Source organism: Comamonas sp. SY3 (assembly GCF_041730275.1).
Lineage (GTDB): Bacteria > Pseudomonadota > Gammaproteobacteria > Burkholderiales > Burkholderiaceae_C > Comamonas > Comamonas sediminis.
In genome coordinates, this window is sequence record NZ_JBGTYN010000018.1 from 30,152 (window position 1) to 51,220 (window position 21,069).

Below are 21,069 nucleotides of genomic sequence, written 5' to 3' on the forward strand. Positions count from 1 at the left end.
GGACATGACAACAACACAGGCGGCCCATGGTGGCGCTTTGCAGGGCATCAAGGTGCTCGATCTCTCGCGTATTCTGGGCGGGCCGCTGTGCGGCCAGATCCTGGGTGACCATGGTGCCGATGTGCTCAAGGTCGAGCCGCCGCAAGGCGACGACACGCGCAGCTGGGGCCCGCCGTTCCGCGATGGCGTGGCCTCGTATTACCTGGGGCTGAACCGCAACAAGCGCGTGCAGTTCATGGACCTGGCCAGTGCCGAAGGCCAGGCCCAGGTGCGCGCCTTGATGGCACAGGCCGATGTGGTGGTCGAGAACTTCAAGACCGGCACGATGGAGAAGTGGGGCATTGGCTACGAGCAGATGCAGCAGCAGTTTCCGCACCTGGTCTGGTGCCGTGTCACTGGCTTTGGTGCCGATGGCCCGCTGGGCAGCCTGCCCGGTTATGACGCCGCCATCCAGGCCATGGCCGGGCTGATGAGCATCAACGGCGAGGCCGACCGCGACCCGCTGCGCGTGGGCCTGCCGGTGGTCGACATGGTCACCGGCCTCAATGCCGTCATCGGCGTGCTGCTGGCGCTGCATGAGCGCGGCCGCAGCGGCCTGGGCCAATTGGTCGATGCCTCGCTGTACGACGCCGGCATCTCGCTGCTGCACCCGCATGCCGCCAACTGGTTCATGAACGGCAAGATCCCTGGCCGCTCCGGCAATGCCCACCCCAACATCTACCCCTACGATGTTGTGAACACCGGCAAGGCGCCGATTTTTCTGGCTGTGGGCAACGACCGCCAGTTCCGCCTGATGTGCCAGCACCTGGGGCAGGAGGGCCTGGCCGACGACCCGCGCTTTGCCACCGCCGGCCAGCGCTCGGTCCACCGCGATGCGCTCAAGCCGCTGCTGGAGCAAGCGTTTGCCGCACATGACGGCGTGCAACTCGCCGAAGACCTGATGGCCATCGGCGTGCCCGCCGCGCCGGTGCTGAATGTGGAGCAGGCCTTGCAAGCCCCGCATACTGCGCACCGCGAGATGGTCGTGAAGATGGGCGACTACACCGGCCTGGGCGCTCCGGTCAAGCTCAGCCGCACGCCCGCGTCCTACCGCTTTGCGCCGCTGACCGAGGGCACGGCGTTCCTGGATGCCGCCAACGACCACTGATCTGCACCGTCAACCCGCAAAAAAGGCCCATGCCTGCGCACTGCAGCATGAGCCTTTTTTGTGGGCGAGAGGGCGGTGCTCAGTCCAGCAGGCGAATGCCCGTGCGCTGCACAAACTCTTCGTAGCTCAGGGGCTTGCCGGCCTTGGCCGATGGCTGGTTGTCCTGCAGATGCACCCAGCGCTGGCCGGTGGCCGGGTCGTAGACCATCTTGAACACGGCGTCGGGCACCCAGACCTGGCCTTCGCCAATGGTGCGCCGCTGCTTGCCAAACACCGGGCCGGTGATGACAAACACATCGCCCTGGGCGCGGCGGATATAGCGGCGCGTGTCCTGCTCGATCTGCGACCAGGGCTTGCCGTTCTGGGTCGGGTCCTGCGGCACCATATTGGCCAGCGAGTAGCTTTGGGCCTTGCCGTACTTGGTGCTCATGTCACCAGCGGCAGCCATATGGCCACGGCTGAGGCCGGAGCGCCGGTAGTCCGACAGCTGGGCGCGTTCGCGCTCGGGCAGCCGCGCTTCGGGGTAGAACTTGTCGCTGCGCTTCAGGTCCTTGGCCTGCTCCAGCATGCGGGCGTTCAGGCGCTGGGCCACAAAGATGGGTGTCTTGGTCTGGCCCGAGTGCAGCACTGCGAACTCTTCAAAACACAGCGGGCGCAACTGGCCGTAGGCGCTGGTACTGGGGGGCTTGCCCGCAAAGAACTGGGGACAGTCATCAAAGCCTGCAGCCAGGGCAGGGGCGGCGGCGCACAGCAGCATGGGCGCCAGGTAAACAGAGAGGCGAGAAAACATAAGCGCGCAAGTGTTGCACAAGATCGGGGCGCCCGGCGCAAAGGCCGGGCAGGCCGTCGGCTATGCGGGGCTTGACGGGGGCGCCTGCGGGTACCCGTTGCGGCTGGCTAGTGGGCGGCCTCTTGCAAAAACGTCCACAGGCGCAGCGCCTGGGGCGGCAGCTGAGCCGGATCGCGGCAGGCCAGCACCAGCTGGCGCGCGGCCCAGTCGGCGCTCAGCGGCCGCAGGCGCAGCCGGGCCTGGGGCCAGCGCAGGGTGGCGCATTCTGCAGCAGTGCGTGGCACCAGTGCGGCGCCCAGGCCCATCGCGACCCAGTCGCACAGCGCTTCCAGGTGCGGGGCCAGGGCGCGGTAGCGCAGCGCCACACCTGCCTGCAACGCCTGCGCGGCCATCAGCTGGTGCAGCGCATGCTGGGGCAGCAGGCCCAGCAGCGCAATGTCCTTGAGGTGGTTCAGCTGCACGTCCTGGGGCAGGGCGCTCAACAGGCGCGTCGTCCCCAGCAGCACCAGTGGGTCATCGCGCCAGACCTGGGTGTGCAGGCTGCCCGCAGGCACGGCGTTGGAGAGCACGCCCATGTCGGCTTCACCGGCCACCAGCGCACGGGCAATTGCATCGCTGGTGCATTCGCGCAGCTCCAGCCGCAGCTGCGGGTTGGCCTGCATGAAGGCGCCCAGCGGCGCAATCAGGTGTTCGCTGATCGCCGAGGTATTGGCCAGCAGCTCGATGCGCGTGCCCAGGCCCTGGCCAAAGGCCTGCATGTCGCCCGCCAGCTGCTCCATCTGCAGCAGCATGCGGCGTGCATGGGGTAGCAGCACGGCACCCGCTTCGGTGGCTGTTACCCCGCGCTTGCTGCGGTGGAGCAGCGGCGCGCCCAGCACCGTCTCCATGCCCCGGATGCGCTCGCTGGCCGATGCCAACGTGATATGGCAACGCTCGGCCCCCTGGGTGATGGTGCCGGACTCCAGCGTATGGACAAAAAGGCGCAGGTCTTGCAGGTCAAAGCGCATGGCGGACGAGGGCAGCGGAGCGTGGGGATGCGACATCGTAACGGGCCGCCGGCATCGTGGATACGGATTTTCCAGAGTCACTGTTCGGAATGCATTGCTGCAAAAGGTGCTGCTCCGCATGCCTATGGAAAAAATGAATGCTTCGGCCAGAGCAGGGCTGCGACGGCCGCAGGCATGCCGCCCTGCGCAAACCGTGCATCGCCTGCGGCTGGCCGCCGTGACCTGGCCTGCGCTGGGGTATGCTCTGCGCAGTATGGGATCCAAACATGGCTACTTCGTCTTCTGAAAGCAGTGTTGCCGGCACGGCAGCGTTTTCCAAGTTCATGCGTGTGCTGCAACTGGTGGCCGACAGCAGCGAGCCCCTGGGCATTGCAGAAATAGCCAAGGCGACGGGCTTTCCGCGGCCCACAGTGCACCGCATCGTGGCGGCGCTGCAGGCCGAGCGCATGCTGGTGGAGGCCGGGTCGACGCGCTGTTGGACCCTGGGCCCGCGCCTGGTGCAACTGGCCAGCCGCAGCTGGAGCCGCTCGGGCCTGCGTCTGGCCGCTACACCGGCGCTGCGTGATCTGCGCGATGCGACACAGGAGACCATCCATTTCGCCGTGCCGTCGGGCCACAGCATGGTCTATATCGAAAAGCTCGAAAGCGACAGCGCTGTGCAGATGTCATCGCGCATTGGCACCAGCGTGAACCTGTACTCCACCGCCGTCGGCAAGGCCTACCTGGCCGCATTGCCGCAGCCCGAGGCCAGCGCATTGATGGCAGCGCTGAGCTATGCGCCGCTGACCGCGCAGACCGTGGGCGATGCCAAGGCGCTGCAGCAGCAGGTGGACGAGGTGCGCGAGCGCGGCTGGTCCACCGATGCGCAGGAGAATGAGGAGGGCATCTACTGCTTTGGCGCCGCCGTCTTGGGGCCAGACGGCAGCCCCGTGGCCGCCATCAGCGTCAGCACCTTGCTGTTCCGCCAGCGTGAGGATGTGCAGGCTGCCTACATCCAGCCGCTGCTGCGCACCTGCCGCGCGATTGCCCTGCAACTGGCGCAGAACCCGAACCTGGTGCATGGCTGAGTGCCAGCGCTGGGGCCTTGTGAGCCCCGCGCTACCACATCCATTTAGAGCATCACGTTGGAGTTGGTGATCTTCTTTACCGGCCGGATCGCGCTGCTGTCCGGCTGGATCGACGCTGCATTGTCGCCACTGTCCCAGTGCGGGTCTTCGATGCTGTCAAAGGCCTGGCGCAGCTTGTCGCCCCAGGTGTTGCGCACCATGCGGAAGTACTGGTTGAACTCGTCGATGCAGGCGATGTTGTCGCAGGCGAGCGCGTCGGTGTCGTAGACCACAAGGTCCAGCGGCAGGCCCACCGACAGGTTGGATTTGAGCGTGCTGTCCATGGAGACCAGCGCGCATTTGGCCGCTTCGTTGAGCGGCGTCGTCGGCGTCAATACGCGGTCGAGCACCGGCTTGCCGTACTTGGCCTCGCCGATCTGGAAATAGGGCGTCTCGGCCGTGGCCTCGATGAAGTTGCCAGCCGAGTAGACCTGGAACAGGCGCGGGCTCTCGCCGGCAATCTGGCCGCCAAACACGAGGCTGCAGTTGAAGTCCACGCCGGCGCGCTCCAGCGCCTTGCCGTCGCGCTCCTGGATATGGCGCACGGCGGCACCGAGCACGCGGGTGGCGTCGAACATGCTCTTGGCGTTCCAGATGGTGATGGGCGGGCCGCCGTTCTCGTCTTCGAGCTGCTGGGTCTGCAAAATCTCGCGCACCGATTGCGAGATCGACAGATTGCCGGCAGACAGCAGCACCATGAAGCGCTCGCCGCGCTTCTCATACACCATCATCTTGCGGAAGGTGCTGATATGGTCCAGGCCCGCATTGGTACGGGAGTCGGAGAGGAACACCAGGCCGGCGTTCAGCTTGATGGCTACACAATAGGTCATGACTTGTCAGCGAGTCGCTTGAGTGAATACAGTAGATCGAGTGCGTCGCGCGGTGTCAACGTGTCGGGTTGCAGCTCGCGCAGTTGCGCCTCGACGGCGCTGGGGGTCGGGGTCTCGGCCGAAGCCGGTTGGGCAAACAGGTCCACCTGGGAGTCGCCTGCCTGCTGGCGCGACTCCAGCGCGGCCAGCGCATGGCGGGCGTGGCTGAGCACGGGCGCCGGCATGCCGGCGAGCTTGGCCACCTGCACACCATAGCTGCGGCTGGCCGGGCCCGGTTGCAGCTCGTGCAAAAACACGATGTCGCTGCCCGCCTCGGTCGCGGCCACATGCATGTTGATCGCATGCTTGGCCTTGGCCGGCAGCTCGGTCAGCTCAAAGTAATGGGTGGCGAACAAGGCCAGCGCCTTGGTCTTGTCATGCAGGTGCGTCGCAATGCCGCTGGCCAGCGCCAGCCCGTCAAAGGTGCTGGTGCCCCGGCCAATCTCGTCCATCAGCACCAGGCTGTAGGGCGTGGCGCTGTGCAGGATCTGCGCGGCCTCGGTCATCTCCAGCATGAAGGTGGATTGGGCATTCGCCAGGTCATCGGCCGCGCCGATGCGGGTGTGGATCGCATCGATCGGCCCGAGCAGGCAGCGTGTGGCAGGCACATAGCTGCCCATGCTGGCCAGCAGCGCAATCAGCGCCACCTGGCGCATATAGGTCGATTTACCGCCCATGTTGGGGCCGGTGATGATCTGCAGGCGCTGCAGGCTCGACAGCCGCGTGTTGTTGGCGATGAACGAGGCGTTGGAGGTCTCGGCCAGGCGTGCTTCCACGACCGGGTGGCGGCCCGCATCGATGTCGATGCAGGGTTCGGGCACAAACTGGGGGGCGCACCAGTTCAAGGTCAGCGAGCGCTCGGCGAGTGCGCACAGCGCATCCAGCGATGCAATCGCCTGGCCCACGCGGCACAGCGCCGTCACATGCGGCTGCAGCTGGTCCAGCACCTGCTCGTACAGCCATTTCTCGCGCTGCAGCGCGCGCTCCTGGGCCGACAGCGCCTTGTCCTCAAAGGTCTTGAGCTCGGGCGTGATAAAGCGCTCGGCGTTCTTCAAGGTCTGGCGGCGGCGGTAGTCGTCGGGCACCTTGTCCTTGTGGCTGCTGGTGACTTCGATATAGAAGCCATGCACCTTGTTGAACTGCACGCGCAGGTTGCTGATGCCGGTGCGCGCTTTCTCGCGCGTCTCCAGGTCCAGCAAAAAGGCATCGCAGTTGGTCTGGATCGCGCGCAGCTCGTCCAGCTCGGCATCAAAGCCTTCGGCAATCACGCCGCCATCGCGCACCAGCGCCGCAGGCTCGGGCGCGATCGAGCGGATCAGCAGCTCCATCGCATCCAAGGGCGGTTGCAGCGCCTCAAAAATCTCGCCCAGCAACGGCGCAGGTGCGGCGGCATTGCGCGCCAGCTGCTGCGCCTTTTGCAAGGTCAGGCCCAGCGCCACCAGCTCGCGCGGGCGCACCTGGCGCAGCGCGATGCGGGCGGTGATGCGCTCCACATCGGAGACGCCCTTGAGCTCGGTGCGCAGGATCTGCCACGGTGCGGCAGACAGCGTGTCGCTGTCGCCGCGCAGCACGCCGATGGCGCCCAGGCGCGCGCGCGCATCGCTGCGGTCGCGGCTGGGTTCGAGCAACCAGCTCTTGAGCAGGCGGCTGCCCATGCCGGTCTGGCAGGTATCGATCAGCGAGAACAAGGTGGGGCTGTCTTCACCGCGCAAGGTCTTGACCAGCTCCAGGTTGCGGCGCGTGGTCGCTGGCAGGTCGATCAGTGCATCGTCGCGCACGACATGGATGGTCTGCACATGGGGCAGGTTGCGGCCCTGGGTGTGCTCGGCATAGGTGAGCAGCGCGCCAGCGGCCGCATGGGCGGCATACAGGGTCTGCGCATTCCAGGCCTGCAGGCTGGCGGCGCCCAGCTGCTCCAGCAGCTTGCGCTCGCCCAGCTTTTCGTCGAACTGCCAGTCAGGGCGCAGCGCCAGCGGGCAGGTCAGCACGCCGCTGCTGCGCAGCTGGTACAGCGATTGTTCAAAGCGCTGCGAGGCGCCGGCGCTGTAGGCCACTTCGCTGGGCGCGATGCGGGCAATCCAGGCGGGCAGCTCTTCATGGGTGCACTCGGCCAGGAAAATCTTGCCCTGGGTCACGCTCAGCCAGGCCAGGCCGCAGCGGGCGCGCTGGGCCTGGTGCACCACCAGCAGCATGGCCTCGGCCTTGTCGCTCATCAGCTCGCTGTCGGTCACCGTGCCTGGCGTGACGACCCGCACCACCTTGCGCTCCACCGGCCCCTTGCTGGCCCCCACTTCGCCCACCTGCTCGCAGATCGCTACCGATTCGCCGAGCTTGAGCAAACGGCCCAGGTAGTTCTCCAGCGCATGGAAGGGCACGCCCGCCATCGGAATCGGCTGGCCGGCGGACTGGCCGCGTTGGGTCAAGGTGATATTGAGCAGCTGCGCGGCCTTCTCGGCATCGCCATAAAACAGCTCGTAAAAGTCCCCCATGCGGTAGAACAGCAGGGTGTTGGGGTGATCCACTTTGGCAGCGTGGTACTGCTGCATCATGGGGGTATGCGATGAAAAATCGGCTTTGGTAAGCGTGGGATTTTCCATGGGGTTTGAACTCATCTATGGTTGGTCGGGTGGGGAAGAAGCCAGCCCGGGATGGCAGGGGTAAAGAGGGTCGGTAGGGGCCTTGTCGAGGCGGCTTGACCAGCAGCGCACCCGGGGGCGGGGCGCCTGCGGCGGTCTGCCTGTGGCCGCAATGCGCATCATACAAGGCTGGCCGGAGGCCCAGGGGCCGAGCGGGGTGTGCATATTACCGTATCGGCGGGAGCAAGTTGGCATCCACTCGCTGATGGAGCGCGAATTTTCCAGGCGTTCACGCGAGGCACAGGCCTTATCCGCCCAGGCGTAAACCGCCGGCCTACCCGCCCCCTTTTTGAAGAGATTTAACACCCCGATGCGAATGTAAAGCCCGCTGCACGGCCTCGAAAATTCCGGTAAAGCTGGCAGATTCCTACCTATTTGCGGTGCTGCTTGCGCCATCATGGATTGCAAGCGAGGCGATGGTGCCTTGCGTCAAGTACAGGAGGTCCCGATGAAAAACGCAATGACAACTTGGATGAACCGCGCAGCCGCTGCCGCGCTGGTCGCGACCTTGGGTGCGGGTGCCGTCAGCGTGCAAGCCCAGCCGCGCCCTGCGCAGGACTCCCACCGCTACGACAACCGGGGCCATGCGCAGCCCGATCGCCGCCATGATTCGCACCGGCCCGATGTACGCAACCACCGGGGTGCCGGCCCGGACCACCGCTGGGTCAAGGGCTCGCGGGTGCCGCCGCAGTACCGGGCGCACGGCTATGTCGTCAACGACTGGCGTGGCCACCGCTTGAGCGCACCGCCACGCGGATACCACTGGATCCAGAATGGCGGTGACTACCTGCTGGTGGCCATTGCCTCCGGCGTGATCGCCCAGATCGTGTTTGGCAACTGATAGTTAGTCGATTTTCTGATCGCCCAAAGACAAAGCCCGCAGGCATGGCCTGCGGGCTTTGTCGTATGAGAGCGCGGAGGTTTACTCGGCTTGCTCGGCGTCTGGCTCGGCCGGGGTGTCTGCAGCGGGCTCGGCACCGTCGTCGTTCAGCGCCTGGCGCACGCCGGCCTTGTCACCAGCGCTGGCGAACTTGCTGTACTTGGCAAGGATGGGCACCAGCTGGCCGTAAATGCGGGGCGTGCCGGCCAGCACTTCGCGTTGTTCCAGGAAGTCGGCTTCACCGGTGAAGTTGCCGACCAGGCCACCGGCCTCGGTCACCAGCAGCGAGCCGGCTGCCACGTCCCAGATGCTCAGGCCCGTTTCAAAGAAACCATCGCTGAAACCAGCGGCCACATAGGCCAGGTCCAGTGCCGCTGCGCCAGGGCGGCGCACGCCGCTGGTGCGCTGCATCACATCGCCCAGCATGGCCATGTACTGCTTGAAGTTGTCGCCTGGACGGAAGGGGAAGCCGGTGGTGATCAGGGTGTCGCGCAGCAGGGTGCGCTTGGACACGCGGATGCGGCGCTCGTTCAGGAACGCGCCACGGCCACGGGTGGCGGTGAACAGGTCGTTGCGGGTGGGGTCGTAGACGACGGCTTGCTCGATGCGGCCGTTCACGGCCAGCGCGATGCTGACGCAGTAGACGGGGAAGCCGTGGATGAAGTTGGTGGTGCCGTCCAGCGGATCGATGATCCAGATGTGGTTGGAGCGGGGGTTGCCGTATTCGTTGCCCGATTCTTCGGCGAGGATGCCGTGGTCAGGGTAGGCGGTCAGCAGGGTCTCGATGATCGCTTGCTCGGAGGCCTGGTCCACTTCGGTCACAAAGTCGTTCACCTGTTTGGTCGAAACCCGCACCGATTCCACGTCAAGCGCGGCACGGTTGATGATGGCGCCAGCAGCGCGAGCGGCCTTGATGGCCATGTTGAGCATGGGGTGCAGGGAGGAGGACGACATAAATTGTGTGGGCGTAAGTGGGGCAGCAAAAACGCTGCGAAACGCTGGGGCAAGAGCGGCTGGTAGATCGCGGCCGGCGATGCGGCAGCGACAATAGGGGCTAGATTGTACCTGCGCTCGATTTTTTTCGCTGGTACATGCCCCTTTTTGCCCGACCTGTCTATGAAAACCCGTTTTGTTCTGATCGAAACCAGCCATGCCGGCAATGTGGGCGCCGCCGCCCGTGCCATCAACACCATGGGTTTCGATGACCTGGTGCTGGTGCGCCCGCGCTGGAGCAATGTGCTGCGCAAGGAAGAAACCATCCAACGCGCCAGCGGCGCGCTCGATGTGCTGGCCAACTGCCGCATTGTGCAGTCGGTGGACGAGGCCCTGGATGGCATGAGCCACCTGTGCGCCACCGCGATGACCCCGCGTGATTTTGGCCCGCCCGCCCGCACGCCGCGCGAGCATTTTGCGCTGCTGCTGCAGGGCGCGCTGGCGGCCCAGCCTGCGCCTAGTCCGTTGGATGAAGATGCCGCTCCTGCCGCCACCGATGCCGCCGCCCACCCCAGCGGCGAGACCGGCGTGGCCTTCTTGTTTGGCTGCGAGCGCTATGGCATGGCCAATGAGGATGTGTACCGCTGCCATGTGGCGCTGTCGATTCCGACCAATCCGGATTTTGGCTCGCTGAACCTGGCCTCGGCGGTGCAGGTGGTGGCCTATGACTGGCGCCAGGCGCTGGGCGGTTATGGCGTGAGCGATGCCGCAGCCCGGGGCGAGCGCGCCGATGCGCAGCAGGTGGCAGGCATGCTGGCGCACTGGCAGCAGGCGCTGGCCGAGATCGGCTTTCTGGATCTCGAGGCCCCCAAGAAGCTGATGCCCCGGCTCAACCAGATGTTCAACCGCGCGCAACTGACCCAGGAGGAAATCCACATACTGAGAGGTGTTGCCAAGGCTATGCTGCGCACGGCCGAGGCCGCAAAACGATAGACTGGCGGACCCTCGAATATTTATATAACCATTGTTTCCATGTTTGACCGCCTGCGCTCCGATATTCAGTGCATCCTGGACCGCGACCCCGCTGCCCGCAGCCGTTGGGAGGTAGTCACCTGTTATCCCGGTCTGCATGCGATCTGGATGCAGCGCCCTGCGCACTGGTGCTGGAACCATGGGTTCAAATGGACGGGCCGTTTCATCTCGCACCTGGCCCGCTGGCTGACCGGCATCGAGATCCACCCCGGCGCGCAGATTGGCCGCAATGTCTTCATCGACCACGGCATGGGTGTCGTGATCGGTGAGACGGCTGTCGTCGGCGACGGCTGCACCATCTACCACGGCGTCACGCTCGGTGGCACCACGCTCTACAAGGGCGCCAAGCGCCATCCCACTTTGGGCAGGAACGTGGTGGTGGCAGCGGGCGCCAAGGTGCTGGGCGGCTTTGAGGTGGGCGATGGCGCGAAGATCGGCAGCAATGCGGTGGTCATCAAGCCCGTGCCTGCCGGTGCCACGGCCGTGGGCATTCCGGCCCGCATCATTGCCTCGCGCCAGGGTGCCAGTGCCGATGTGACCGAAGCCCCGGCAGAGCAGAAGTTTGCCGCCTATGGTGTGACGCAAGAGGACGACCCGCTGTCCAAGGCCATGCGCGGCATCATCGACAGCGCTGCCGGCCACGAGCAGCAGATCACCATGCTCTGGGCGGCCATCGAGAAGCTGTCGGTGCAGAGCAAGGTGGGCGATTGCGTGCCTTGCGATGCGCAGCGCGAAGCCGAGTTTGAAGCCCAGAAGCTGAGCGACCTGGTTGGCAAGTAAGCCGGGCTCGGTCGCCAGCGGCACCGCGCTGCTGTTTTGCCGGGCGAGCCGCAACTGGATGCGTGGTTACCTGATGGGGCTCAGTGCCGGCCGTGCAGCAAGGTCTGCAGTGCCTGCTGCGTGGCATCGCAGTCGCCAAAATGGGTGCTGACCCATTCGCGGTGGTAGTAAGTGGGCAGGTAGCGCTCGCCAGCGTCGCACAGCAGGCTGAGCAGCGAGCCGGTTTCGCCCCGCTGGCGCATGCCATCGGCCAGGCGCAGCATGGCCACCATGTTGGTGCCGGTGGAAGGCCCCACCTTGCGGCCCAGCACATCGCCCAGCAGCGCCATGGCCGTGACCGATTCGCGGTTGCTGACGACCTCCATATGGTCCACCACGCCACGGATGAAGCTGGGCTCCACGCGCGGGCGGCCGATGCCCTCGATGCGCGAGCCAGGCGCTGTCAGGCTGGCGTCGCCGCTGCGCCAGTAGGCATGGAATACGCTGCCTTCCGGGTCCGCCACACAGACCTGGCTGTTGTAGCGCATGTAGCGCACAAAGCGGCCAATGGTGGCGCTGGTGCCCCCGGTGCCTGCGCCCACCACGATCCAGCGCGGAACGGGGTGGCGCTCCATGCGCATCTGCTGGAACATGCTCTGCGCGATGTTGTTGTTGCCGCGCCAGTCGGTGGCGCGTTCGGCATAGGTAAACTGGTCCATGTAGTGGCCGCCGGTGCGCTGGGCCAGCGCACGGGCGGCATCATAGACTTCGCCGGCATGGCCGACAAAGTGGCAGCGCCCGCCGAGAAATTCAATCTGCGCAACCTTCTCGGGCGAGGTGGACTGCGGCATCACCGCGACAAAGGGCAGGCCCAGCAGGCGCGCAAAATAGGCCTCGCTCACGGCCGTGGAGCCGCTGGAGGCCTCGACAATCGTTGTGCCCTCATGCACCCAGCCATTGCACAGCGCGTAGAGAAACAGCGAACGCGCCAGCCGGTGCTTGAGGCTGCCGGTGGGGTGGGTGGATTCGTCCTTGAGGTAGAGATCAATCCCCGCCTGCCCATAGCAGGGCAGGTTCAGCGGAATCAGGTGGGTGTCGGCACTGCGCTGGTAATCAGCGTCGATCTTGGCAATGGCCTGGTCACGCCATCCGTGGTGGTTGTTGACCTCGTGCGCGCTGGTGGTGGGGGTGTCGTGGAGCTGCATGGCTATGGATTATGACGCCATGACAAAAAATGGCTATCCAGGCAGAGCTGCCTGCACTGCCGTGGCAAGCGCAATGGCTGCTTCCGTCGTTCAGGCGCGTGCAGGCTGTGCGCGCCCCAGGGCGGCCAGCACCGCAGGCGCAATGCGCCGGTGCATAGGCGCCACTGGCAGCATGTACAAATGGCCGAGCAGGTTGTGGACATGCACCACCGTCGTGATGGTGATGGCGACCTGGTCCTCGCGGCCGGCCACAGGCGCGCGGTGGATGCTGAGCAACACGTTCAGATGCTTGTCGCTGTCGCCGATCAGCGCTTCATCGGCGCGGTTCTCCAGCACGGTAAATACGCCCACGCGCTCGCCTGGCTGGTAGGCGCTGGCGGGGCGCTGCGGGTCGATCTGGGAGAGGGTGCCCAGGTCCTTGAGCCCGACGATGTGACCGACCCGGTTGCGGGCCTGCATGCACCACTCAATCCAGCGCGGCGTGCGCGCGACGGCGGCCAGAAAATAGGCCAGCGCGGGCGCGCCGGTCTGCGCAGTGTGGATGCACCAGGCATCCTGAAAATGCGCGCCGGCCAGGCGTTGGGCGATGCGGCTGCCCGCAGGCGGACGGCATTCTTGCGGTTGGCTTGGCATGGTGTGGATGAGCGCTAATCAGTGGGCTGCGGCCAGGCGTGCGCTGGCGGCCTGCAGCCATTGGTCCAGCGCATCGGGCGCATCGCAGGCAATGGCCTGGCGGGCAGGCATGCTGCGCAGCCAGGTGATCTGGCGCTTGGCCAGCTGGCGGGTAGCGGCAATGCCCTTGTCGCGCATCTCTGCCCACAACGCGGGCGGTACATCGCTTTCGGTCTGCACGGCAATGCCTTGCTGGGCACAGCTGTCGAGCATCTCCCACATCTGGCGGTAGCCCACGCAGCGCATCGATGGCAGGTTCAGATCCAGATCGCCGCGCGCACGCAACTGCAGCACCTCGGCCAAAAAGCCCTGGGCCAGCATCTGGTCGTAGCGCAGTGCAATGCGCGCATGCAGCCAGGCACGGTCGCTGGGCTCCAGGCTGAAAAGCTGAAAACCGGGTGCCAGCTGCAGCAATGGCGACGGGCGCTTTGGCTGCGCATGGAAATACGACAGCGGCTGGCCGCTGAGCCGCCAGATCTCCAGCGCACGCTGCACCCGCTGGCTGTCGCCGGGCGCCAGGCGCTGCGCAGTGACCGGATCTACCTGCGCCAGCAGCCCATGCATATGCGGCCAGCCATGGACGGCCGCCTCGGCATCGAGCTGGGCGCGCACCGCCGGGTCGGCGGCAGGCATGTCGTCCATGCCATCCATCAGCGCCTTGAAATACAGCATGGTGCCGCCCACCAGCAAGCTGATGCCGCCCCGCGCATGGATTTGCGCCACCAGCGCCAGCGCGTCGTGCACAAACTCTGCTGCGCTGTAGGCGTCCAAGGGGTCGCGGATATCGAGCAGATGGTGCGCAATGCCGGCCTGCTCCTGCAGGCTGGGCTTGGCCGAACCAATGTCCATGCCGCGGTAGATCAGGGCCGAATCCACGCTGATGATCTCAACCGGCCGCATCGTGCTCAGTTGCTGCGCCAGCGCAATGGCAGCGCCGGTCTTGCCGGAGGCGGTGGGGCCTGCCAGGCCCAGGCAGAGAGGGGTATCAACAGCGTGCACGTCGGGAAGCTTGTCAGGGCAGCGGCAGCCGGCACCAAGCGGCGGCTGCTGCGGCGGAACGGGGGAGAGGCGCGCGCCTGCGGACCCATGAAAAAAGGAGCCTTGCGGCTCCTTGGGGTGGGGCAATCAGGCGCAGGCCGATTACAGCACACCTTGGGCCAGCATGGCGTCGGCCACCTTCACAAAGCCGGCGATGTTGGCGCCATCGATGTAGCTCACCGTGCCGTCGTCGCGCTGGCCGTACTTGACGCAGGCCGAGTGGATACCTTCCATGATCTCGAACAGGCGCTGGTCAACTTCGGCAGCAGGCCAGCTCAGGCGCAGCGCGTTCTGGCTCATCTCCAGGCCCGAGGTAGCGACGCCGCCGGCGTTCGATGCCTTGCCGGGTGCGTAGAGCACACCGGCCTTTTCAAAGGCCTTGGCCGCTTCGATGGTGCAAGGCATGTTGGCACCTTCGGCCACGCAGAGCACGCCGTTGGCGATCAGGGTCTGGGCGTCGGACAGTTCCAGCTCGTTCTGGGTCGCGCAGGGCAGCGCCACATCGGCCTTGATGAACCACGGGGTCTTGCCTTCGTAGTATTCCACGCCGGGCACTTGCTTGGCGTAGTCGCTGACGCGGCCGTATTGCTTGTTCTTGATGTCCATCAGCTTGACCAGCTTGTCGCCGTCAAAACCGGCAGCGTCGTAGATGGTGCCCGAGGAGTCGGAGGCCGACACCACCTTGGCGCCCAGCGCCATGGCCTTGTCGATGGCGAACTGCGCCACGTTGCCCGAACCCGAGACCGAGACCGTCAGGCCTTCGAAGCTCTTGCCACGGGTCTTGAGCATTTCCTGCGCGAAGTAGACGGTGCCAAAGCCGGTGGCTTCGGGGCGGATCAGCGAGCCGCCAAAGGCCAGGCCCTTGCCGGTGAACACGCAATCGGCGCGGTTGGCCAGCTTCTTGTACATGCCGGCCATGAAGGCCACTTCCCGGCCGCCCACGCCGATATCGCCGGCTGGCACGTCGGTGTCCGAGCCCACATGGCGGAACAGTTCGGAGATGAAGGCCTGGCAGAAGCGCATTACTTCTGCATCGCTCTTGCCCTTGGGGTCGAAGTCCGAGCCGCCCTTGCCGCCGCCCATCGGCAACGTGGTCAGCGCGTTCTTGAAGGTCTGCTCAAACGCGAGGAACTTGAGCACCGACAGGTTGACCGACGGGTGGAAGCGCAGACCGCCCTTGTAAGGGCCGATGGCCATGCTGTGCTGGATACGGTAGCCACGGTTGACCTGGACCACGCCCTTGTCATCCACCCAGCTGACGCGGAAGCTCACCACGCGCTCGGGCTCCACCAGGCGTTCGAGCAGGCTGTGCTGGGCGTAGCGGGGGTTCTTCTCGATGAAGGGCCAGAGGCTTTCCATGACTTCGGTCACGGCCTGCAAGAACTCGGGCTGGCCGGGGTTGCGCTGTTCGACATAAGCGAGAAACTGGGCCAGGGATTGGTGTTGCATGGACAAACTTTCAAGGTCTAGGGCCGGCTTGCACAGAAGTTGTGCGCAGGCTCCGGTGTGCACAGCGATGGTGCGCCATCGCGCCGAAAACCGACATTATGCCGAATCTGCATGCGTTAATGCATAAAACCCACATGGGATGATCCTGATAAGCCAGTCCATTGCACTGCTTTGGTGCTTTTGGAGGCTGCTGGCGGCCCTGCGGACCTGCTGCAGTGCCCTGAAATGGGGCTGTGCAGCGGAGCGGGCCTGCTGTCACCCAGAGCACTGCAGTGCAACAAATCTGTGTGCCGGTTGTGGTCTTTGCCTTTTCAACAATTGCCTAGGCAATGAATGATTGGATAATCATTGCCTTGTAAACAATTTCAGAGAGGCCCTGCGGCATGACCGATTCGCACCAGGAAAACACCGCGTCTGCTGGCGAGGACCGAGAAGCGCTGGCAGGCGGATATCCTGAGATTGAAGCCATTCGGCCGGTGGATTTCCCCTGCTGGTTGATGCGCATCATCTCCACCGTGGTCCGTGCCGAGGTGGACCGCCGCATGGAGCCGCTGGGCCTGACGCAGGCGCAGTGGATTCCGGTGTTGCATCTGGCCAGCGGCAAGGCCCATACCTCGGCGGACCTGGCACGCCGCACCCTGCAGACGCCGGGCGCGATGACGCGCCTGGTCGACCGCCTGGTGGACAAGGGCATCATCGAGCGCGAACGCTCCACCGACGACCGCCGCGTGGTCAGCCTGCGTTTGACCGACGAGGGCCTGGCCGCTGCGATGCAGGTGCCCGACATCGTCAAGGGCGTCAACAGCGCCGCGCTCAGCCCCTTGTCGCCCGATGAATTGACCCAGTTCCATGGTTACCTGCGCCGCATCTACGAGGCCATGCCCAACACCTTGTCGGTGGACATGTGCCTGCCCCCGGATGGCTGCGCCGGTGACCCCACAGACAACTCCGACAACTCCGACAACACCGCACTCCAGCCCGGCAAGGAGAGGGCACTATGACCAGCAGTTTTTCATTTGTGGGCGCCGATCGTCGGCTGGCCCTGTCAGCCATTGCGCTGGCTGCCACCACGTTCATCGCCGGATGCGCCGATATGCGTGGCATCGATACCCATGCGCAGCTGCGCTCGCCGCAGTCCGTAGGCCTGCTCACCGAGCCGTCAGCGGCGGACCAGGCCGCGGCAGTGGCCCCGGTCGATGCGCAGTGGTGGAAGGGCCTGGGTGATGCCCAACTCAACGCGCTGATCGACACTGCGCTGGCGGACAGCCCCAACCTGCAATCAGCGCAGGCGCGCATCCGCAAGGCCTGGTCGCTGGCGCAGGTCAGTGAATCGGCCCTGGGCCCGCAGGTCAACGGCCAGGCCAGTGCCACGCGCAACCATGCGCCGGCCAACGGCTTGGTTCCGCCGCCGCTGGCGGGCAACAACTACAGCACGGCCGAGGCGCGCATCAACGGCAGCTGGTCGCTGGACCTGTTTGGCAAGCACCGCGCAGCGCTGGATGCTGCCGTGGGCTCGGCCCGTGCCGCCCAGGCCGATATGGACGCCGCCCGCGTGCTGCTGACCAGCAACATGGTGCTGGCCTATGTGCAGCTGTCCCGCCTGCAGGCGCAGGAAGAGGTGGCCGTGCGCGCCATCGACCAGCGCGCCCACACCTTGCAACTGGTGCGTGACCGCTATGACGCGGGCCTGGACACCACGTTGGAGGTGCGCCAAAGCGAGAGCGGTGTGCCCCAGGCCAAGGTGCAGCTGCTGCAAGTGCGTGAGCAAAAGCAGCTGGCGCAGAACGCGCTGGCTGCGCTGATGGGCCAGCCGGCACGGGCCCAGGAACTGGTGGCTTCGCCCATTGCGCAGCTGAGCCTGCCGCGCTTTCCGGTGCAGCTGTCGTCCAACCTGCTGGGGCGCCGGGCCGATATCGTGGCCGCGCGCTGGCGGGTCGAGGCCGCCGAGCAAGGCATTCGCCAGGCCAAGGCCGAGTTCTATCCCGATATCGACCTGACCGCCTTCCTCGGTCTGTCGAGCATCGGCTTCAACAACTTTGCCAAGGGCAGTGCGCGCGAATGGGGCGTGGGCCCGGCGCTGAGCCTGCCGATCTTTGATTCGGGCCGTCTGCGTGCGAACCTGAGCGGCAAATCGGCCGACTATGAGCTGGCCGTGCAGGCCTACAACCAGGCGGTGATCACGGCGGTGCATGACGTGGCCGACCAGGTCGCCAGTGCCCGCTCTGCCCATGCACAGCTGCCCGAGCAGCGCCGCGCCGCCGATGCCGCACAAAGCGCGCTCGATATTGCCAACCAGCGCTATGCCGCAGGCCTGGGCACCTACTTGAATGTGCTGTCGGCCGAGACCAATGTGCTGACCCAGCGCCAGCAGATGGTGGATGTCGAGGCCCGCATTCTGTCGAGCAATGCCGCCCTGGCCCAGGCTTTGGGGGGCGGCTACCAGGAGCAGACCCACAGCAGTGACAGCAGCGACAGCCTCGCCAACCCGGACAGCAACGCCTCCACCCAGACCAACACCCCGATGGACAGCGCCAAGAGCTGACCTGCCCACCTCGCGTGCAACACACATAAGCAAGACCTTGAAGGCCCGGCCTCTCGTCATATAACTCGCTACGCAACACCATGTCGAACAACAACACATCCGTTTCTCCCTCCGCTGCGCCTGCTGCCCCTGAGGCGCCCGCTGCCCAGCCCCGCAAAAAATGGCTGCTGCGCCTGACCGGCCTCGTCGTCGTGCTGGGCGCCGCCTATGGCATCTACGACTGGATGGTCAACAGCCACTTCGAAGAAACCGACAACGCCTATGTGCAGGGCAATCTGGTGCAGATCGCGCCGCAGACCGCCGGCACCGTGCAGTCCATCCTGGCCGATGACACCGACTATGTGAAGGAAGGCCAGGCACTGGTGCGCCTCGATCCCGCCGATGCCAAGGTGGCTTTCGAACAGGCCAAGGCCAACCTGGCCCAGGCCGTGCGCCAGGTGCGCACCTTGTATGTCAACAATGGCTCCTACACCGCACAGATCGCGCAGCGCCAGGCCGAAGTGGCCAAGGCCAAGAATGACCTGGTCCGTGCGCAAAGCGACTTCAAGCGCCGCCAGGCACTGACCGGCAATGGCGCGGTATCGAAGGAAGAGCTGAGCCATGCGCAAAGCCAGGTGGATGCCGCGCAGGCGGCCGTCAACGCTGCGCAGGCCGCCGTCAACACGGCCCGCGAGCAGCTGGCCAGCAACCAGTCGCTGACAGAAGGCATCAGCGTGAACGACCACCCCAATGTGCAGGCCGCTGCGGCCAAGGTGCGCGAGGCCTACCTGGCCATGCAGCGCAATGAGCTGGTCTCGCCCGTCTCGGGCGTGGTGGGCAAGCGCTCGGTGCAGGTCGGCCAGCGCGTGGCCCCCGGCACGCCGCTGATGACCGTGGTGCCGATGAACCAGCTCTGGGTGGAGGCCAACTTCAAGGAAAACCAGCTGCGCAACCTGCGCCTGGGCCAGCCCGTCAAGATGACGGCCGACCTCTACGGCAAGAAGATCGAGTACAGCGGCACCGTCGAAGGGCTGGGTGTGGGTACGGGCTCGGCTTTCTCGCTGCTGCCCGCGCAAAACGCCACCGGCAACTGGATCAAGGTGGTGCAGCGCGTGCCGGTGCGCATAGCGCTCGATCCCCAGCAGGTGCAAGCGCATCCGCTGCGCGTAGGCCTGTCGATGCTGGTGGATGTGGACATCCAGAACCAGGACGGCAAGCTGCTGGCCGATGTGCCGCGCAAGGAGCCGCTGGTGCAGACCAATGTGTATGACGTGCAGGACGAAGGCGCCGATGCAGTGATTGCACAAGTGATCGCCAGCAATGCCGGCAAGAAGCTGTAAGCGTCCCTTGTTTTGACCAGGGCCTGCCCACCGGGCGGCCCAAGGATGCGTTATGGCAACTTCCAATCCTCCGTTACCCCACCCGCCGCTCGAGGGATCGGCGCGCCTCATCGGCACCCTGGCGCTCTCGGCTGCGGTGTTCATGAATGTGCTGGACACGTCGATCGCGAACGTGTCGCTGCCGGCCATTGCCGGTGACCTGGGCGTCAGCGCCAACCAGGGCACCTGGGTGATCACCAGCTTTGCGGTGGCCAATGCAATCTCGGTGCCGCTGACCGGCTGGCTGTCGATGCGCTTTGGCCAGGTGCGGCTGTTCATGCTCAGCGTGACCTTGTTCGTGATCTCGTCGTGGCTCTGCGGCCTGGCGCCGAATATGACCACCTTGATCGCCTTCCGCATCCTGCAGGGCTTTGTCGCCGGGCCAATGATTCCGCTGTCGCAGTCGTTGCTGCTGGCCAGTTACCCGCGTGCGATGGCGGGCACGGCCATGGCCTTCTGGTCGATGACGACCTTGATCGCGCCGGTAATGGGCCCGTTGCTCGGCGGCTGGATCACCGACAACATGTCCTGGCCGTGGATCTTCTATATCAACGTGCCCGTCGGCATGCTGTCCGTGGGCGCCACCTGGGCGATCTTCCGCAACCGGGATTCGGCCCGCAAGGCCTTGCCGATCGATGCGATTGGGCTGGGGCTGCTGGTGGTCTGGGTCTCGGCGATGCAGATCATGCTGGACATCGGCAAGGAGCATGACTGGTTCCAGTCGCCGATGGTGGTCGCCTGTGCGGTGATTGCGGTCGTCGGCCTGTTGTACTTCCTGATCTGGGAGCTGGGCGACAAGCACCCGGTGGTGGACCTGCGCCTGTTCAAGAACCGCAATTTCTGGGCCGGCACCCTGGCCATCTCGGTGGGCTATGGCCTGTTCTTTGGCAATGTGGTGCTGCTGCCGTTGTGGCTGCAGCAGTTCATGGGCTATACCGCCACCGATGCCGGTCTGGTGCTGGCGCCGGTGGGTTTGCTGGCGCTGGTGCTCTCGCCGGTGGTGGGCAAGACCATCCACAAGGTCGATCCCCGGCGCTATGCGACGGCCTCGTTCGTCGTGTTCGGTCTGGTGATGTGGATGCGCTCGCGCTTCAACACCCAGGTGGACCTGACGACGATCATGATCCCGACCATCGTGCAGGGCGCGGCCATGGCGGGCTTTTTCATCCCGCTGATGACCATCACCTTGAGCGACATCCCGCCCGAGAAAATGCCCAGCGCGTCGGGCCTGTCCAACTTTGTGCGGATCACCGCCGGTGCGGTGGGTACGTCGGTCGCCACCACCTTGTGGGAGCGCCGCGCCACCTTGCACCATGCGCAACTGGTCGAGCACATCAGCCTGGGCGACGGCCCCACTGCGCAGGTGGTGCAAGGCCTGCAGGCCTCCGGGCTGACCCTGCAGCAGGCCTTGGCCAGGGTCGACCAGCTGGTCAACCAGCAGGCCTTTATGCTGGCGGCCAATGATATTTTCTGGGCCTCGTCGATGCTGTTCCTGCTGCTGATCCCGCTGGTCTGGCTGGCCAAGGGCCCCAAGAAGGGCCAGGGCGGCGGTGGATCGGAGGCGGCATCGGCGGCGCACTGATCTGACACCGCTGCATCCATAAAAAAAGGAAGCCTCGGCTTCCTTTTTGTCGTTTGCAGCGCTG

The 21,069-nt window shown here is 65.4% G+C and carries 18 protein-coding genes; 9 read left to right on the forward strand and 9 right to left on the reverse strand.

Annotated elements, in window-relative coordinates; all coding sequences use genetic code 11:
- Positions 1–4: 4 nt before the first annotated feature.
- The gene (locus tag ACCQ08_RS19135) at positions 5–1,147 is read left to right on the forward strand and encodes a CaiB/BaiF CoA transferase family protein (protein WP_373450669.1); all 1,143 of its coding nucleotides are present in this window, start codon (positions 5–7) and stop codon (positions 1,145–1,147) included.
- 79 nt (positions 1,148–1,226) lie between these two features.
- Here the strand turns inward: ACCQ08_RS19135 and ACCQ08_RS19140 are convergent, their stop codons facing one another.
- Both ACCQ08_RS19140 and ACCQ08_RS19145 read right to left on the reverse strand, forming a co-directional pair.
- The gene (locus ACCQ08_RS19140) at positions 1,227–1,937 is read right to left on the reverse strand and encodes a DNA/RNA non-specific endonuclease (RefSeq protein ID WP_312415103.1); all 711 of its coding nucleotides are present in this window, start codon (positions 1,935–1,937) and stop codon (positions 1,227–1,229) included.
- Between the two features lie 107 nt (positions 1,938–2,044).
- Positions 2,045–2,980: a LysR family transcriptional regulator gene (locus ACCQ08_RS19145; RefSeq protein ID WP_239808922.1), complete on the reverse strand. Its 936-nt coding sequence runs from the start codon at positions 2,978–2,980 to the stop codon at positions 2,045–2,047.
- Between the two features lie 230 nt (positions 2,981–3,210).
- On the opposite strand from ACCQ08_RS19145, the gene ACCQ08_RS19150 reads away from it, so the two are divergent.
- Positions 3,211–4,011, forward strand: coding sequence for an IclR family transcriptional regulator (locus ACCQ08_RS19150; RefSeq protein ID WP_312415108.1), 801 nt, complete (start codon positions 3,211–3,213; stop codon positions 4,009–4,011).
- A 44-nt stretch (positions 4,012–4,055) separates the two neighbouring features.
- Here the strand turns inward: ACCQ08_RS19150 and ACCQ08_RS19155 are convergent, their stop codons facing one another.
- Positions 4,056–4,880 carry a proteasome-type protease gene (locus ACCQ08_RS19155; RefSeq protein ID WP_312531638.1) on the reverse strand — a complete coding sequence of 275 codons (825 nt, stop codon included), beginning with the start codon at positions 4,878–4,880 and terminating at the stop codon, positions 4,056–4,058.
- Positions 4,877–7,516: a DNA mismatch repair protein MutS gene (gene mutS / locus ACCQ08_RS19160; RefSeq protein ID WP_373450670.1), complete on the reverse strand. Its 2,640-nt coding sequence runs from the start codon at positions 7,514–7,516 to the stop codon at positions 4,877–4,879. Before mutS ends, ACCQ08_RS19155 begins: the two co-directional genes overlap by 4 nt.
- A 499-nt stretch (positions 7,517–8,015) precedes the next feature.
- On the opposite strand from mutS, the gene ACCQ08_RS19165 reads away from it, so the two are divergent.
- Positions 8,016–8,396 carry an RcnB family protein gene (locus ACCQ08_RS19165; protein WP_312527258.1) on the forward strand — a complete coding sequence of 127 codons (381 nt, stop codon included), beginning with the start codon at positions 8,016–8,018 and terminating at the stop codon, positions 8,394–8,396.
- 81 nt (positions 8,397–8,477) lie between these two features.
- Here the strand turns inward: ACCQ08_RS19165 and ACCQ08_RS19170 are convergent, their stop codons facing one another.
- Positions 8,478–9,389: an inositol monophosphatase family protein gene (locus tag ACCQ08_RS19170; RefSeq protein ID WP_133858599.1), complete on the reverse strand. Its 912-nt coding sequence runs from the start codon at positions 9,387–9,389 to the stop codon at positions 8,478–8,480.
- A gap of 162 nt (positions 9,390–9,551) precedes the next feature.
- On the opposite strand from ACCQ08_RS19170, the gene ACCQ08_RS19175 reads away from it, so the two are divergent.
- Positions 9,552–10,361 carry an RNA methyltransferase gene (locus ACCQ08_RS19175; RefSeq protein ID WP_373450671.1) on the forward strand — a complete coding sequence of 270 codons (810 nt, stop codon included), beginning with the start codon at positions 9,552–9,554 and terminating at the stop codon, positions 10,359–10,361.
- Positions 10,362–10,400: 39 nt separating this feature from the next.
- The gene (gene cysE, locus ACCQ08_RS19180) at positions 10,401–11,180 is read left to right on the forward strand and encodes a serine O-acetyltransferase (protein WP_312415125.1); all 780 of its coding nucleotides are present in this window, start codon (positions 10,401–10,403) and stop codon (positions 11,178–11,180) included.
- An 80-nt stretch (positions 11,181–11,260) separates the two neighbouring features.
- On the opposite strand, the gene ACCQ08_RS19185 is transcribed toward cysE, so the two are convergent.
- The 4 genes from ACCQ08_RS19185 to gdhA all read right to left on the reverse strand — a co-directional run bounded on the left by ACCQ08_RS19185 (position 11,261) and on the right by gdhA (position 15,523).
- Positions 11,261–12,364, reverse strand: a complete 1,104-nt coding sequence (locus ACCQ08_RS19185) for a PLP-dependent cysteine synthase family protein (protein ID WP_373450672.1) — start codon at positions 12,362–12,364, stop codon at positions 11,261–11,263.
- Between the two features lie 90 nt (positions 12,365–12,454).
- Complete coding sequence (locus ACCQ08_RS19190) at positions 12,455–12,997, reverse strand: DUF2867 domain-containing protein (protein ID WP_373450673.1); 543 nt, start codon at positions 12,995–12,997, stop codon at positions 12,455–12,457.
- An 18-nt stretch (positions 12,998–13,015) separates the two neighbouring features.
- Complete coding sequence (miaA, locus tag ACCQ08_RS19195) at positions 13,016–14,035, reverse strand: tRNA (adenosine(37)-N6)-dimethylallyltransferase MiaA (RefSeq protein WP_373450674.1); 1,020 nt, start codon at positions 14,033–14,035, stop codon at positions 13,016–13,018.
- Positions 14,036–14,176: 141 nt separating this feature from the next.
- On the reverse strand, positions 14,177–15,523 hold the full coding sequence (gene gdhA / locus ACCQ08_RS19200; protein WP_373450675.1) for an NADP-specific glutamate dehydrogenase: 1,347 nt from the start codon (positions 15,521–15,523) through the stop codon (positions 14,177–14,179).
- A gap of 383 nt (positions 15,524–15,906) precedes the next feature.
- Between gdhA and ACCQ08_RS19205 the strand changes: the two genes are divergently transcribed.
- The 4 genes from ACCQ08_RS19205 to ACCQ08_RS19220 all read left to right on the forward strand — a co-directional run bounded on the left by ACCQ08_RS19205 (position 15,907) and on the right by ACCQ08_RS19220 (position 21,005).
- Positions 15,907–16,524: a MarR family winged helix-turn-helix transcriptional regulator gene (locus ACCQ08_RS19205; RefSeq protein WP_373450676.1), complete on the forward strand. Its 618-nt coding sequence runs from the start codon at positions 15,907–15,909 to the stop codon at positions 16,522–16,524.
- Complete coding sequence (locus tag ACCQ08_RS19210) at positions 16,521–18,065, forward strand: efflux transporter outer membrane subunit (RefSeq protein WP_313334822.1); 1,545 nt, start codon at positions 16,521–16,523, stop codon at positions 18,063–18,065. The genes ACCQ08_RS19205 and ACCQ08_RS19210 overlap by 4 nt, the downstream gene beginning before the upstream one ends.
- 80 nt (positions 18,066–18,145) lie before the next feature.
- Entirely contained in the window at positions 18,146–19,384 is a 1,239-nt protein-coding gene (locus ACCQ08_RS19215; RefSeq protein ID WP_239808824.1) for an HlyD family efflux transporter periplasmic adaptor subunit, read from the forward strand.
- A 52-nt stretch (positions 19,385–19,436) separates the two neighbouring features.
- Positions 19,437–21,005 carry a DHA2 family efflux MFS transporter permease subunit gene (locus ACCQ08_RS19220; protein WP_312463169.1) on the forward strand — a complete coding sequence of 523 codons (1,569 nt, stop codon included), beginning with the start codon at positions 19,437–19,439 and terminating at the stop codon, positions 21,003–21,005.
- The last annotated feature ends 64 nt before the right edge of the window (positions 21,006–21,069 follow it).